The organism is Nitrospirillum iridis, assembly GCF_014205765.1.
Lineage (GTDB): Bacteria > Pseudomonadota > Alphaproteobacteria > Azospirillales > Azospirillaceae > Nitrospirillum > Nitrospirillum iridis.
Genome location: NZ_JACIIZ010000004.1, coordinates 413,893 through 427,048 on the forward strand (window position 1 = coordinate 413,893; position 13,156 = coordinate 427,048).

General features: G+C 67.8%; 11 protein-coding genes. 2 read left to right on the forward strand and 9 right to left on the reverse strand.

Annotated features, from left to right (window positions below):
• Positions 1 to 176 precede the first annotated feature (176 nt).
• From FHS74_RS09315 to FHS74_RS09325, 3 genes are all read right to left on the reverse strand, one after another.
• On the reverse strand, positions 177 to 1,223 hold the full coding sequence (locus FHS74_RS09315) for a FecR domain-containing protein (protein ID WP_184799709.1): 1,047 nt from the start codon (positions 1,221 to 1,223) through the stop codon (positions 177 to 179).
• A complete protein-coding gene (locus FHS74_RS09320; protein ID WP_184799711.1) occupies positions 1,189 to 1,803 on the reverse strand; it encodes an RNA polymerase sigma factor in 615 nt (204 codons plus the stop codon). The genes FHS74_RS09315 and FHS74_RS09320 overlap by 35 nt, the downstream gene beginning before the upstream one ends.
• Before the next feature lie 185 nt (positions 1,804 to 1,988).
• Positions 1,989 to 2,570: a putative periplasmic lipoprotein gene (locus FHS74_RS09325; RefSeq protein ID WP_184799713.1), complete on the reverse strand. Its 582-nt coding sequence runs from the start codon at positions 2,568 to 2,570 to the stop codon at positions 1,989 to 1,991.
• Positions 2,571 to 2,615: 45 nt separating this feature from the next.
• Between FHS74_RS09325 and FHS74_RS09330 the strand changes: the two genes are divergently transcribed.
• Positions 2,616 to 3,047 carry a hypothetical protein gene (locus FHS74_RS09330; RefSeq protein ID WP_184799715.1) on the forward strand — a complete coding sequence of 144 codons (432 nt, stop codon included), beginning with the start codon at positions 2,616 to 2,618 and terminating at the stop codon, positions 3,045 to 3,047.
• An 88-nt stretch (positions 3,048 to 3,135) separates the two neighbouring features.
• On the opposite strand, the gene eda is transcribed toward FHS74_RS09330, so the two are convergent.
• The 6 genes from eda to glmU form a co-directional block, all read right to left on the reverse strand.
• Positions 3,136 to 3,777, reverse strand: coding sequence for a bifunctional 4-hydroxy-2-oxoglutarate aldolase/2-dehydro-3-deoxy-phosphogluconate aldolase (gene eda, locus FHS74_RS09335; RefSeq protein WP_184799717.1), 642 nt, complete (start codon positions 3,775 to 3,777; stop codon positions 3,136 to 3,138).
• Complete coding sequence (gene edd / locus FHS74_RS09340) at positions 3,774 to 5,615, reverse strand: phosphogluconate dehydratase (RefSeq protein WP_184799719.1); 1,842 nt, start codon at positions 5,613 to 5,615, stop codon at positions 3,774 to 3,776. Before edd ends, eda begins: the two co-directional genes overlap by 4 nt.
• Before the next feature lie 104 nt (positions 5,616 to 5,719).
• Positions 5,720 to 7,192 carry a glucose-6-phosphate dehydrogenase gene (gene zwf, locus FHS74_RS09345; RefSeq protein WP_211106189.1) on the reverse strand — a complete coding sequence of 491 codons (1,473 nt, stop codon included), beginning with the start codon at positions 7,190 to 7,192 and terminating at the stop codon, positions 5,720 to 5,722.
• Positions 7,193 to 7,394: 202 nt separating this feature from the next.
• A complete protein-coding gene (locus tag FHS74_RS09350; RefSeq protein WP_184799721.1) occupies positions 7,395 to 8,909 on the reverse strand; it encodes an NAD-dependent succinate-semialdehyde dehydrogenase in 1,515 nt (504 codons plus the stop codon).
• A gap of 147 nt (positions 8,910 to 9,056) precedes the next feature.
• Positions 9,057 to 10,790 (reverse strand): SulP family inorganic anion transporter, encoded by a 1,734-nt coding sequence (locus FHS74_RS09355; RefSeq protein WP_184799723.1) that lies wholly within the window; start codon positions 10,788 to 10,790, stop codon positions 9,057 to 9,059.
• Positions 10,791 to 10,878: 88 nt separating this feature from the next.
• Positions 10,879 to 12,255: a bifunctional UDP-N-acetylglucosamine diphosphorylase/glucosamine-1-phosphate N-acetyltransferase GlmU gene (gene glmU / locus FHS74_RS09360; RefSeq protein WP_184799725.1), complete on the reverse strand. Its 1,377-nt coding sequence runs from the start codon at positions 12,253 to 12,255 to the stop codon at positions 10,879 to 10,881.
• Positions 12,256 to 12,397: 142 nt separating this feature from the next.
• Between glmU and gph the strand changes: the two genes are divergently transcribed.
• Positions 12,398 to 13,111, forward strand: coding sequence for a phosphoglycolate phosphatase (gene gph, locus FHS74_RS09365; protein WP_184799727.1), 714 nt, complete (start codon positions 12,398 to 12,400; stop codon positions 13,109 to 13,111).
• Positions 13,112 to 13,156: the final 45 nt, after the last annotated feature.

The following is a 13,156-nucleotide window of genomic DNA, read 5'->3' on the forward strand; positions in this document are numbered from 1 at the left end:
TATCAGTGTGGTGACTGGCTTGTGCGGGGCATTCACCGCCCTCACGCCCCTTAGATTATTTTCGATGGCGAACCAAGCCATCCGTCACGAAAGTTTTATATTTGGCAAATCCGATGTTTGAACTGCGTGACGCTGGTATTGAAACTTTCCATGTGCGCCAGTTATTGCGCTTTCTCTTATTTATAAAGGGTGATGACGTCCCCTTCCCGCTTGACCTTGATGCGCAGGCCCTGGGCAATGGCGCGGGCGAAGCCCGCCGGATCGGTGGCGGCGAACAGGCCGGAAATGCGTTCCTGCGCCGGCCCGCCTTTGACAGTGATCTTCTGCCGGGAATAGCGGGCGAACTCGGCCGCCGCTTCCGCCAAGGTGACGCCTTCGAAGGACAGCAGGCCTTCCCGCCACATCAGGCTGCGCCCGAGCGCGCCCGACGGCACATCGCGCAGGGAGACCTGCACCTCCTCGGCCCCGGCCGCGCCGTGGCCAATGCGCACCTCCGCCTCCTGGTTGGCGGTGACGTGGGTGCCGTTGGTGGCGGTGGACGGTGTCCATAGCCGTTCCAGCGCCTGCCAGGCCGTGGCCGGCGGGGCCGGCGGCGGCAACTCCACCGCCACCCGGCCGCTGGTCACCTGCACCCGCATGCCGCCGCCCTCATCCGCCAGGCGCACGGCGTAGGCGGTGCCCACGGCACGGGCTTGCGCCTTGGGACCCTGGACGACGAACGGCCGATCCGGGTTCTTGGCGACTTCGAAATAGGCTTCGCCGCGCAGCAGACGGACCAGCCGACACTGCTCGCTATAGGTCACCTCCAGCACGCTGTCGGTGTTCAGCGTGACCTGGGAGCCGTCGGGCAACGGTATCCGCCGCACCTCCCCCACCTCGGAGACGTAGCGGCGCCCCGGGGCCGGGGGCGGCCGGCGGATGACGACGGCCGCCCCCAGCGCCGACGCGGCGGCGCCCGCCAGAAAGGCCCGCCGGGGCAGCGGTCCCCATTTGGCCACCGACGGCGCCGGCGGGCGGCGCAGGACGCGCATGGCCAGTTCCAGGCGCGGGCTGATGAAATAGGCCTGGGCGCGCGCCAGCGCCCCGACACAGCGGGTATCGCTCTCCAGCCACGCCGCCAGGGCGGCCTCCTCATCCGCTGTCAGCGCGTCACCATCCAGGCGCGCGACCCAGCGGGCCGCCGCCTCGTCAATGGACTTTGCGCTTGGCCTGTGCGTGATCACGCTCTTCCAACCCTGTCTTTTTCTTCGGCGTCGCCTGTACCGTCTGTCCGCCGTCCCGGCTGAACTGGGCCAGCAGCAGCTTGATGCCCCGGGCGACGTGCTTCTGGATGGTGTGTTCGGAAAGGTTCATGCGCCGGGCGATTTCCTGCTGCGACAGGCCCTCGACCCGGCGCATGACGAAGGCGGCGCGGGTCTTGCGCGGCAGGGCATCGATGGCCCGTTGCACCTGTTCCAGTTCAAAGCGTGCCAGCACGGTGTCTTCCGGCGACGGCTCGTCCATCACCGTTTCCAAGGTGCCGATGTCGGCAACGGCGGTGATGGGCACCACGCGGGAGTGGCGCAGCTGCTGCAGGATGACGGAATAGGCCACCTGGAACGCATAGGTCTTGGGATCGTTGATGGTGTCGACCGACGCCTTGGTCGCCAGGATGGCGTAGGTCTCCTGCACCACGTCGTCGACGTCGAACCGCAGCGACGCCTTGCCCTTCAGCCAGGACCGCAACGCCGGCTCATGCGGCACGACGTTGACGGCCAGCCAGCGCGCCCGTTCGTTCGTGATTGGCTTTGCTGATTTCAACATTGATCCGCCCATCTAACCTTCCGCCATTAGATGCGCGCCGATGGTGAACCCAGCCATCTGTCATGAAAATTTAGGAATTGAGGCGCCCTCACGGCGGAACGTGGACCGCGAAACGTGGACATGGAAAAGGCCGGGCGGCGCCAGAAAGCGCCACCCGGCCTTCATCCCCAGCCGCTATTGGGCCCTTAGTGAGTGGCGCCGACCTGAGACGCACCACCCTGGAAAGTCTCCGCCAGCACGGCGATGAAGGCCTTGATGTTCTCGCGCACCGCGCCCTCTTTCGCGATACGGGCCCGTTCGACACCCAGCAACGCATCGGAGAAATTCGCGGTGTAAGGGGTCTCGACGGTCTTGTCCAAGGCCACGCTCTTGTCGTCCAGCCGCGTCATCTGGTAATGCACCTTGGACGTCACGGTGGCATCGAAGCCAGCCCACGGCACGTCCAGCGCGATCAGGTTCGCGCTGATGACATACTTGGCGGAGTTGCCGGGAGCAATCACGGCCTGCAATGCCAGGGACTGTTCCAGCGACTGTTTGAACGCGGCGTTGTCGACGGAAGAGCCCCACTCGCGGTTGTTCTTGTCACCACCCGTCACATCACCGACCTGCACCGCCGCGTGCAAGGGAGACGCCGTCTGCACGATATGCTGGGGGTCCAGAGGCGCCGTCATCGCACCCACGCGCGGACCAGAGGCGCAACCAGCCAAGGACGCGACCAAAGCGATGGCGACACCCAAACGGATAAATCTTAATGCATTGACGGACAAGATCGCACCCCATAAGTTATATGCAATTCCACAAATGGTGCGAATATGAAATTAATTGTCAATAAAGCAAGCGATTTTTCTTTATCGCGTTCACATTCCGTAAATATAGTGATTGCCACTGCATTATTCGTTGGGCTCAGCGGCTGCGGCGGCCGCGTGGCCAACCCAGTAAAGGCGGTCAACGCCTATGATGACCAGTTGAGCTGCGACCATCTTCGGGCGGAATTGCAGGTCAATCAGGCCCACATCCTGGACCTCAATGGCGAGCGGGCGGCGGATCGTCAGCACAATGTGGGCCAGCTGTTGGTCGGCCCCATGTTTATCGACCTCTCGGACTCCGAGAAAAAGGAGATCAAGGCGCTAGAGGCGCGGGATACCGTGCTGAACGGCTATCTGGCTCAGCGTTGCCCCACTGATGCCGCTGCACCCGCGCCGGCCGCCCCCCCAGCGACCGCACCGGCCGCTGCGTCGCGCTAATCCCCAACTGCGGTCCCAGGAAAAAGGGATGGCCCGGCGACGGACCATCCCTTTTTCATAAAAACCAATGTCCTAGGCTGCCCCAGACTCAGCCGCGCAGGGCCGAGGCCTCGCGCGCCAGCTGGGTGATGCCGGCCCAGTCCTTGGCCGCCACCAGGTCAGCCGGGGTCAGCCAGGAGCCGCCGACGCAGGCGACGTTGGGCTGCGCCAGATAATCGGGTGCCGTCTTCACGGTGATACCGCCCGTAGGGCAGAAGGTGATACCCGGCAGGGGCGAGGCCAGGGACTTGATCAGCTTCAGGCCGCCCACGGCTTCCGCCGGGAACAGCTTCACGTGGCGCAGGCCCCGGGCCTGCAGCGCCATCACCTCCGACGGGGTGGCGGTGCCGGGCAGGAAAGGCACGCCCTGGGCCAGCACCTCGTCCAGCAAGGCGGGATAGCAGCCGGGGCTGACGATGAACTGGGAACCGGCGTCACGCACCCGTCCCACCTGGTCGGGCGCCACCACCGTGCCGGCGCCGACGACGGCATCCGGCACCTTGGCGGCGATGATCTCGATGGCGGCCAACGCCGCTTCCGTCCGCAGGGTGACTTCCAGGACGCGCACACCACCCTCGACCAGGGCCTCGGCCAGCGGCAGGGCGTCCTCCACCCTGTCGATGATCAGGACGGGAACGACAGGGCCCAGGGCGAGGATCTCGGCAACACTGAACTTGCTCTGCGAACTCATGCGAAATCCTCTCCGAAGCTATGGGCGCCTTCCTCGGCGCCGGTCACGTGGGCGCGCATGCCCCCGAACAGGTTGCGACCGGTGCCCCAGCTGTTGCCGGTCAGGTCAGGCGTGAGGGCCGGGCGGGCGGCGAACTCGGCCGCGTCCACCAGGATGTCCAGCGTGCCGGTCTCCCCATCCAGGCGGACGATGTCACCGGTCCGGATGCGGGCCAGCGAGCCGCCCTTCAGCGCCTCCGGCGTCAGGTGGATGGCGGCGGGCACCTTGCCCGACGCGCCGGACATGCGGCCGTCGGTGACCAGCGCCACCTTGAAGCCCTTGTCCTGCAAGATACCCAACTGCGGCGTCAGCTTGTGCAGTTCCGGCATGCCATTGGCGGCGGGTCCCTGGAAGCGGACAACGGCGATGAAGTCCCGTTCCAGCTCCCCGCGCTTGAAGGCGGCCAGCATCTCGTCCTGGGCCTCGAAGACGATGGCCGGCGCCTCGACGATGCGATGCTGCGGCTTCACCGCCGACACCTTGATGATGGCGCGGCCGGCGTTGCCGGTGAGCAGGCGGATGCCGCCCGAGGGGTCGAACGGGTCGGCGGCCGGACGCAGGATGGTGGTGTCGGCGCTGGTGGGCGTGCCAGGGCGCCAGGCGGCCTTGCCATCCTGCAACCACGCCTCATGGCGGTAGGCGTCCAAGCCCCTGCCCTGCGCCGTGCCGTCCGCAACGGTGGTGACGTCACCGTGCAGCAGGCCGGCATCCAGCAGGGTGCTGATCAGGAACTGCAGGCCACCGGCGGCGTGGAAGTGGTTCACGTCGGCGACGCCGTTGGGATAGACCCGCGCCAGCAGGGGCACCGCCCCGGACAAATCGCTGAAATCCTGCCAGTCGATGCGAATGCCGGCGGCGCGCGCCATGGCCACCAGATGCAGGGTATGGTTGGTCGACCCGCCCGTGGCCAGCAATCCGACGATGGCGTTGACGATGCTGCGTTCATCCACCAGGCGGCCGATGGGCGTGTAGTTGCCCGCCTGCTCCGTCAGCTGCGCCACCCGCTGGGTGGCGGCCACGGTCAGGGCGTCGCGCAATTCGGTGTTGGGGTTGATGAAGGAGGATCCGGGCAGGTGCAGGCCCATGATCTCCATCAGCATCTGATTGGAATTGGCCGTGCCGTAGAAGGTGCAGGTGCCAGGCGAGTGGTAGGACTTGGACTCCGCCTCCAGCAAATCGTCGCGGGTGGCCTTGCCCTCCGCATAGAGCTGGCGGACCTTGGCCTTCTCCGGGTTGGACAGGCCCGAGGGCATGGGGCCGGCCGGTACGAAGATGGCCGGCAGGTGGCCGAAGGACAGGGCGCCGATCAGCAGGCCGGGGACGATCTTGTCGCAGACGCCCAGGTAAAGGGCGGCGTCGAACATGTCATGCGACAGGGCGATGGCGGTGGACTGGGCGATGACATCGCGGGAGAACAGCGACAGCTCCATGCCGTCGCGTCCCTGTGTGACGCCGTCGCACATGGCGGGCACGCCGCCGGCGAACTGGGCCACCACGCCCGCCTCGTGCGCCGCCTGCTTGATCAGGGCGGGGAAGCGCTCGAACGGCTGGTGGGCCGACAGCATGTCGTTATAGGCCGACACGATGGCGATGTTGGACTTGCGGCCGGTGGCCAAGGCCGCCTTGTCGTCCGGGGCGCAGGCGGCGAAGCCGTGGGCCAGGTTGCCGCAGGCCAGCGCGCCACGGCGCGGGGTCTGGCCCTTCTGGGCGTCCAGGCGTTGCAGGTAGCGGGCGCGGCTGTCCGTGCTGCGCTGGATGACGCGGTCGGTGACCCGCCGCAGGGTGTCGTGTAGCGCCATGGGATCCTCCCTGGCTGTGAAGCCATGAACAAGGGGACGCCGGCGGGATCGACGATGCGGCGCCGATCCCGGGGTGTCGGTCTAGAACTCAGCCCCCGCGCCGCTTACAGCTCGGGGTCGTGCCAACGGCGGCCGTCGCGGTCCAGCAGCAGGGCGGCGCTGATGGGCCCCCAGCCGCCGGCGGCGTAGGGATCGGGCCGCAGGTCCGTCTGTTCCCAGCCGGCCAGGATGGTGTCGATCCACGACCAGGCGGCGTCCACCTCGTCACGGCGCATGAACAGCGACGGGTTGCCCCGCACCACGTCCATCAGCAGACGCTCGTAAGCCTCCGGATAGCGGTCCTTGAAGGTTTCCGCATACGACAGGTTCAGGGGCACCGAGCGCAGACGCAGGCCGCCGGGTCCCGGCACCTTGGTCATGATGGTCAGCTGCACGCCCTCGTCCGGCTGCAGGCGGATGACCAGGCGATTGGCCGTCAGCTCGCCCGAGCCCTTGGGGAAGACGCTATGGGGCACGTCCTTGAACTGGACGACGATCTCCGAATACCGGACCGGCAGGCGCTTGCCTGTGCGCAGGTAGAAGGGCACGCCGCTCCAGCGCCAATTCTCGATCTCGGCCTTGATCGCGACCAGGGTCTCGGTATTGGAGGAACGGGTCAGCTCATCCGCATAACCCGCCACTGGCTGGCCGTTGATGGCGCCGGCGCGGTACTGGCCGCGCACCGTCTTGGTCTTCACGTCCGCCGGGGTGATGGGACGCAAGGCGCGCAGCACCTTGATCTTCTCATTGCGGATCTGGTCGCCCGACAGATGCGCCGGCGGCTCCATCGCCACCAGGCAGAGCAGTTGCAGGAAGTGGTTCTGCACCATGTCCCGCAGGGCGCCGGCCTTGTCATAATACTCCGCCCGGCCTTCCACGCCCACGCTTTCGGCCACGGTGATCTGGATGTGGTCGATCCAGCTGCTGTTCCACAGCGGTTCGAACAGGGCGTTGCCGAAGCGCAGGACCATCAGGTTCTGCACCGACTCCTTACCCAGGTAATGGTCGATGCGATAGATGCGGTCTTCGGGGAAAACGGCGCCCACTTCCTCGTTCACGGCGTTGGCGGACTGGCCGTCGTGCCCGATGGGCTTTTCCAGCACCACGCGGCAGGTGTCGGTCACCAGGCCGGCGGCCTGGAGGTTGCGGCAGATGGCGCCGAACAGGCTGGGCGCCGTCGCCAGATAGCAGACGCGGGCCTTGCCCTCATGGCCCTTCAGCAGGTCCTGCAACGGTTGCCAGCCAGCGGGCTTGGTGGCGTCCAGCGAGACATAGGACAAGCGGGCGGAGAACCGTTCCCACACCGCGGTGTCCAGGTCCTCGGCCGGCACATGGCGCTGCAGCGCCGCCCACACCGCGCCCCGGAAATCGGCCACCGTCTGGTCGGTGCGGCTGACGGCGATGATACGGCTCTCGTCCGTCATCTGCCGGTCGCGCTCCCGGTAATAGAGGCCCGGCAGCAGCTTGCGCATGGCGAGATCGCCCGTACCGCCGAAAACAACGAAATCGAAGGGATTGACTTGCAGCACTTCAGCCATGATGGCGCCTTGGCTTGGTTTCCCAGGATGGCAGGGCCATCCGCCCGTTATCGATTATGCGGTTATTTCACTACCATAATTCCCTGGAAGTGCCACCGGAAAATCACTCCATCGGGAATGGCAAGGGTGATTTTCCGGTAATTCCGTAACATGACAGCCTTGCTGCGCGAATGGCGCTTCCACGACCTGACAGCCTGGCGGATCAGGCCTTCAGCCCGCCCATCAGCAGGTATTTCACCACCAGGTAATCCTCGATCCCGTACTTGGAACCCTCGCGTCCCAGGCCGCTTTGCTTCACGCCGCCGAAGGGCGCCACCTCGGTGGAGATGATGCCCTCGTTGATGCCGACCATGCCGTATTCCAGCGCCTCCGCCACCCGCCAGATGCGTCCGATGTCGCGGCTATAGAAATAGGCGGCCAGGCCGAACTCCGTGTCGTTGGCCATGCGGATGGCCTCAGCCTCATCCTTGAAGCGGAACAGGGGCGCCACGGGACCGAAGGTCTCTTCCCGGGCCAGGATCATTTCCGGCGTGGCGTCCAGCAACAGGGTGGGCTCGAAGAAATTGCCGCCCAGGGCGTGAGATCGGCCGCCCATGGCGACCCTTGCCCCCTTCGCCACGGCGTCGGCGATGTGCCGTTCCGCCTTTTCCACGGCGGCCCGGTTGATCAGCGGGCCGGTGGTCACATCCTTGTCGGCGCCGTTGCCCACCCGCAAGCGGCCCACCGCCTCCGCCAGGCGGGCGGCGAAGGCGTCATAGACACCGTCCTGCACCAGGACGCGGTTGGCGCAGACGCAGGTCTGGCCGGCGTTGCGGTACTTGGACGCCATGGCCCCCTCGACCGCCGCGTCCAGGTCGGCGTCATCGAAGACGATGAAGGGTGCGTTGCCGCCCAACTCCAGCGACAGCTTCTTCAGCGTGTCGGCGCTCTGCTTCATCAGCAGCTTGCCCACGGGCGTGGAGCCGGTGAAGGACAGCTTGCGCACCAGCGGGTTGGACGTCATCTCCCCGCCGATGGGCTTGGGATGGCCGGTCACCACGCTGAACACCCCCGGCGGCACGCCGGCCCGTTCCGCCAGCGCCGCCAGCGCCAGCGCGCTGTAGGGGGTGACCTCCGACGGGCGCACGACGATGGGGCAGCCGGCGGCCAGCGCCGGCCCCACCTTGCGGGTGATCATGGCGATGGGGAAATTCCAGGGGGTGATGGCGGCGGCCACGCCGATAGGCTCCCTCACCACCACGATGCGCTTGTCGCTGGCGAAGCTGGGGATGGTGTCGCCATAGGTGCGCTTCCCCTCCTCAGCGAACCATTCAATGAAGCTGGCGCCGTAGGCGACCTCACCCCGCGATTCGGCCCGGGGCTTGCCCTGCTCCGCCGTCATGATGCGGGCCAGATCCTCCTGCGCCACCATGATCATCTCGAACCAGCGGCGCATGACGGCGGCACGCTCCTTGGCGGTGCGGGTGCGCCAGCCGCCCCAGGCGGCGTTGGCGGCCTCGATGGCGCGTGCCGTCTCCGCCGCCCCCAGGGCGGGGATGGAACCGATGATCTCACCCGTCGCCGGGTTGTCCACGTCTATGGTGGTGCCGTCGTCGGCATCGATCCAAGCGCCGGCGACATAAGCCTGATCACGCAACAGGGCGGGGTCCCGAAGGTCCAGTCGGCGGGCCGTCGCGGCCAGCGACGCATGAACGGAACGGGGGGCGGGCGTGGCCATGGGCGGGGTCTCCGGGCTCGGGTCCGATAGGGGATTGGTTAATAAATAGGGTGCCCGGCCCGCCGATGAAAGCGGCGCAGGGCACCCTCCCGCAACGGCGGGGCGGCCGCCCGGGTTCCCCGAAGGGCGGATTTCAGTCTGCTGGTCTCACGCCTCCCCGTCGTCCGGGACCTGCGACCCACCGCCCGGCGCGCGCCCCAAAACCCGCCGGACGCGCGCCAACGCCTGCTCCTGCGTCCGGCCGAAATACACCCGCGGCGCTTTCAGCCCATGGGACGACAACAGGTGCCGCGCCTCGGGGTCGGCCAGCGCGATGGCCACGACGGCCCCTTGCCTGCGCGCCTTGGCGGTCAGGCCGTCGATGACGGTGGCGGCGGTGGAATCCAGAAGCGGTACCGCCGTCAGATCCAGCACATAAGCCCGGGGACGGGCGGCGACGCGGTCGAAGAGGGCCGACACGCCGGCCGCCGCGCCGAAGAAAAAGGCGCCAGACAGGCGGAAAACCAGGATGTCGTCGTCGCGGACGGTGGGCTGGTCCGGCAGGGGGCCGGAACGGTCGGCGACATCGGGTGCCACCAGGGGCGCGCTTCCCTCCACCCGCAGGGTCCCGGCCATGCGATGGATGAACAGCAGCGATCCCGTGGCGAAGCCGACGGTGATGCCCAGGGTCAAATCCCGCAGGATGGTCAACAGGAAGGTGGACAGCAGGACGGCGGCGTCGCCCCAGGACGCGCGCAACAGAAGCGCGAAGGCATGCTTCTCGGCCATGTTCCAGGCCACCACGGCCAGCACCGCCGCCAGCGCCGACAGGGGGATGTAGCTGGCCAGGGGGGCCGCCACCGCCATGAACAGCGCCAGGAACACGGCGTGCGCCATGCCAGACACCGGCCCCCGGGCACCCGCCCGCACATTGGTCGCCGTGCGGGCGATGGTGCCGGTGACGCAGATGCCGCCGCAGAGCGCGCTGGCGATGTTGGCCACACCCTGGGCCACCAGTTCGGCGTTGGCGCGATGACGCCGCCCCGTCATGCCGTCGGCCACCACCGCCGACAGCAGGCTTTCGATGGCGCCCAACAGGGCGAAGGCGACGGCATCAGGAAACACCGCCACCACCAGATCCAGCGACAGCGGCGGCAGCTGGGGCGGCGGCAGGCCACGCGGCAGGGCGCCGAAGCGGGTGCCGATGGTCTCGACCTTGATGCCGGCCAGGGCCACGGCCACGCTGGCCACCGTCACCGCGATCAGCAGCACCGGCCAGTTGGGACGCCAGCGGCGCAACAGCGCGATCATCAGGATGGTCGCCACCGCCGTGCAAAGGGCCGCCGGGTTCAGCGTGGGCAGGGCCTGTTCCAGCGCCAGCAGCTTGGGCACCAGGGGGCCCGGTTCCTTGCCCGGCAGGGTCAGGCCCAGCAGATCGCGCATCTGGCTGGCGCCAATGATGACCGCGATACCGGCGGTGAAGCCCACGGTGACGGGATAAGGGATATACTTGATGAAGGTGCCCAGGCGCAGGGCGCCGACAGCCATGAGGATAAGGCCGGACAGCGCCACGGCCAGGGCCATCCCCCCCAATCCCAGCCGCTCCACCGTGGCCGCCACCAGCACGATGAAGGCGCCCGCCGGGCCGCCGATCTGGAACCGGCTGCCCCCCAGCATCGACACCAGGAAGCCGCCGACGATGGCGGTATAGAGGCCCCGGTCCGGCGTCACGCCCGAGGCGATGGCGATGGCCATGGACAGCGGCAACGCGACGATGGCCACGGTCAGGCCGGCGACCAGATCGGCGCGCAGGTCCTTCAGGCCATAGCCTTCCCGCAGCACCGTCACCAGCTTGGGCTTGTACAGTTCCCGCCAGCTGGGCTCCGCCATCGTCCTATGCATACGGCCCCCGTCGTCAATGCGCCGCCATGGCCCTTTATCTCATGCCCTCACCCGGTTAAGCCATGCCGGACTGCTGACCGCCCTATGCTCATCCTTTTTTCTGCGCCGCCTTGCGTTCCTTCTGCTTGGCGGCGAAGGCGGTGGCCCAGCCCTCCTTCACCACCTGACGGCCCCGGCCCACGGCCAGCGCGCCGGCGGGCACGGGCTCGGTGATGGTGCTGCCGCCGGCGACGAAGGCGCCGTCCCCCACCTGCACCGGGGCCACCAGGGTGGCGTTGGTGCCGATGAAGACGTTGCGTCCCACCTGGGTGCGGTACTTGAAGGTGCCGTCATAGTTGCAGGTGATGGCGCCTGCACCGATGTTCGTCCCCTCCCCGATATCGGCATCGCCGACATAGGCCAGGTGGTTGGCCTTGGCGCCCGCCCCCAGGGTGGAGGCCTTGATCTCCACGAAATTGCCGACATGGGCGCCGGCCCCGACGTCGGATCCGGGACGCAGGCGGGAATAGGGGCCGATGATGGCCTCCCGCCGCACCACCACGCCTTCCAGGTGGCAGAAGGGGCGGATGGTCACGCCATCCTCCACCACCACACCGGGGCCGAACACCACGTTCTGGCCCACGGTGACATCGCGGCCCAGCACGGTGTCGGCGGAGAACCACACCGTGTCAGGATCAGCCAGGGTGGCGCCATTAGCCATGGCAAGCTCCCTCAGGCGGCCTTGCATCAGCTTCTCCAGCTTGGCCAACTCGCTGCGGGAATTGACGCCCTCGACATCGGCCGGGTCGCCCTCCGCCACGGCGCAGGCATGGCCCTGGGCGCGGGCCACGGCCACCGCGTCGGTCAGGTAATACTCGCCCTTGGCGTTGTCGTTGCCGATGGCGTCCAGGATGGACCACAGCCGCCGGCCGTCGAAAGCCATCAGCCCGGCATTGCACAGCCCGATGGCCCGTTCCTCCGGCGTGGCGTCCAGATATTCCACGATCTTGGTCAGGCCGCCCTGCTCGTCCCGCACCAGCCGGCCGTAGGCCTTGGGCTCGGCCGGGCGCATGCCCAGGACCGCGACGGCCGGATCGCCGGCCCCGCGCCGGGCATCCACCAGCAGCGACAAGGTCTCCGGCCGCACCAGGGGCGTATCGCCGAACAGCACCAGCACGTCGCCGTCGAAGTCGCCCAGGGCGTCGCGCGCCGCCTTCACCGCGTCGGCCGTGCCTTGCTGGCGCGGCTGCAACACGGTGGCGTGTGGCGCCACCGCTTTGGCCACCCCCTCCTGCCCGGGTCCCACCACCACCACCACCCGGTCCGGCGACAAGGCCGCGGCCGCGCGCAGGACATGGGCCACCATGGGCTCATTGGCGATGGGGTGCAGCACCTTGGGCAGGTCGGACTTCATCCGCGTCCCCTTGCCCGCCGCCAGGATGATACAGGCGAGGGCGGGCGTGGTCGGTGTGGTCGAAGCGGTCATGGCGATACCCTTTTTCGGCGGCGGCGGGCGTCGTCAGATGGGATGAGGCGGCAGCCCCGCGATCCTGACGCCGTTGCCAGATCCGCCCCCTTACTGCCACAACAAGGGTCATCGCGAAACCGCCTTCGCCCGGAGCCACCGCATGCCCCAGACGCCCGACCGGTCCCCCGCCCCGCCGCCGCAAGCCGCTTGGCCCGCCGCGATCCTGTTCGACTTCGACGGCACGCTGATCGACAGCGCGCCGGACATCCTCACCGGCATCAACCGCCTGCTGGACGAGGAAAACCTGCCGGCCCTGGACCTGGGGCAGGTGCATCAGTTCATCGGCGACGGCGCCCCGACGCTGGTGACCCGCGCCTTCGCGGCCACCGGCCGGCCGTTGGCTCCCGACTCCGTGCCCGCCATGACCGACCGCTACATGGCGATCTACGAGGCGCTGCCGGCCGATCCATCGTGCGTCTTTCCCGGGGTGGCGGAGACGCTGGCCCACCTCTGCGCCCACATCCCATTGGCGCTGGTGACCAACAAGCCGGAACGGGCCACGCATGCGGTGCTGCAGGCCATTGGCCTGAACAGCTATTTCAAGGCGGTGGTGGGCGGCGACACCCTCCCCACCCGCAAACCCCACCCTGGCCCCTTGCTTCACGCCATGGCCCAGCTGGGGGCGGAACCCGCCCGGACGGTGATGGTCGGCGACGGCGCCAATGATGTGACCGCCGGGCGGGCAGCGGGCGCCCGTGTCGTGTGTGTTACCTATGGCTATCCACGAATGCCCGTGGAAGAACTGGGGGCCGATCGACTGGTCGACCATTTCCATGAGCTGCCGGCGGCCTTGCTGGACCTGTCCGTGGGGTGAGGGTGTCCTTTTCGGCGTTGCGCCGCCGGCGACAACGCCGCACCG